Raw genomic sequence first — 1,271 nt, 5'->3', positions numbered from 1 at the left:
AGTGACTGGCCCCCACCGAGTGGTCCGCGGGGATTGTTAGTGCATTGACGCCTCGATCGCCAGTGTTGGCCGTAGGTGGAGCGAAGCGGAACCGGAGGGCGACACTGGCGATCGAACGGCCTCCGGCGCCGGCGGTCGATATCCCAGCGAGCTGTGCGGCCGGATGGTGTTGTAATGTCGCCGCCAGGCCTCGATCAGGATCCGGGCCTCGGCGAGCGAGTAGAAGATCTCGCCGTTGAGCAGTTCATCACGCAGCGACCCGTTGAAGCTTTCGCAATAGCCATTCTCCCATGGCGATCCGGGCGTGATGTAGAGCGTCTTCACTCCGATCTTCGCCAGCCATTCCTGCACCGCCGTCGCGATAAACTCCGGGCCATTGTCCGACCGGATATGCGCTGGCGGCCCGCGCGTGACGAACAGCTCGGCCAGTGCTGCGAGCACGTCGTCGCTCTTGAGCTTGCGCGCGACCGGCAACGCCATGCACTCCCGGCTCGCCTCGTCGATGATCGACAGGATCCGGTACTTGCGGCCATCGTGGGTGCGACCTTCGACGAAGTCGTAGGACCAGACATGCCCAGGATACTCGGGCCGAAGCCGGATGCATGATCCGTCGTTCAGCCAGAGCCGACCGCGCTTCGGCTGCCTTTGCGGCACCTTCAGCCCCTCGCGTCGCCAGATGCGCTCGACCCGCTTGCGGTTCACATGCCACCCCGCGTCGCGCAGCAACGCCGTCACCCGGCGATAGCCATAACGACCATATTGCCGCGCCAGTGCAATGATGTCCTCGGTGAGAGCCGCTTCGTCATCTGCCCCGCGAGGCGCCTTGCGCTGTGTCGATCGGTGCTGCCCGAGCACACGGCACAGCCGCCGCTCGGACACCGGCATCATCCTTCTGATGTGGTCGATACAGCGCCTTCGGCGCGCGGGGCTCAGAAGTTTCCCCGAGCAGCTTCCTGCAGGATCAGCTTGTCCAGCGTCAGGTCAGAGATCGCACGACGAAGCCGCGCATTCTCCTTCTCCAGGTCCTTCATTCGCCGCGCCTGATCGGTCTTCAGGCCGCCATATTCCTTGCGCCACCGATAATAGGTCTGCTCGCTGACCGCGATCCGCCGACACGCCTCTGCGGTCGTCGCACCCTGCGCCAGAACAACCTCCGCTTCACGCAGCTTGCCGATAATCTCTTCCGGGCGATGCTTCTTGCTCGGCATTCATAATCTCCTTCGTAATCCAAAATATCATCAATTTTGGACCACTCAGAAGGGGGCAGATCA

The 1,271-nt window shown here is 62.9% G+C and carries 1 protein-coding gene; it reads right to left on the bottom strand.

All coding sequences use genetic code 11. The features are described from left to right. Positions 1–36: 36 nt before the first annotated feature. Positions 37–1,208 (bottom strand): IS3 family transposase gene (locus ACIPPQ_RS21680; protein ID WP_446546115.1). Its coding sequence is split into 2 segments (ribosomal slippage): positions 37–944 and positions 944–1,208, totalling 1,173 coding nucleotides; the frame shifts between segments, so codons are not numbered across the junction. Positions 1,209–1,271 lie beyond the last annotated feature (63 nt).

It is taken from the genome of Sphingopyxis sp. LARHCG72 (assembly GCF_052871675.1).
Note: the sequence above shows the minus strand (reverse complement) of the source record. Positions and strands in the feature narration are given on the sequence as shown.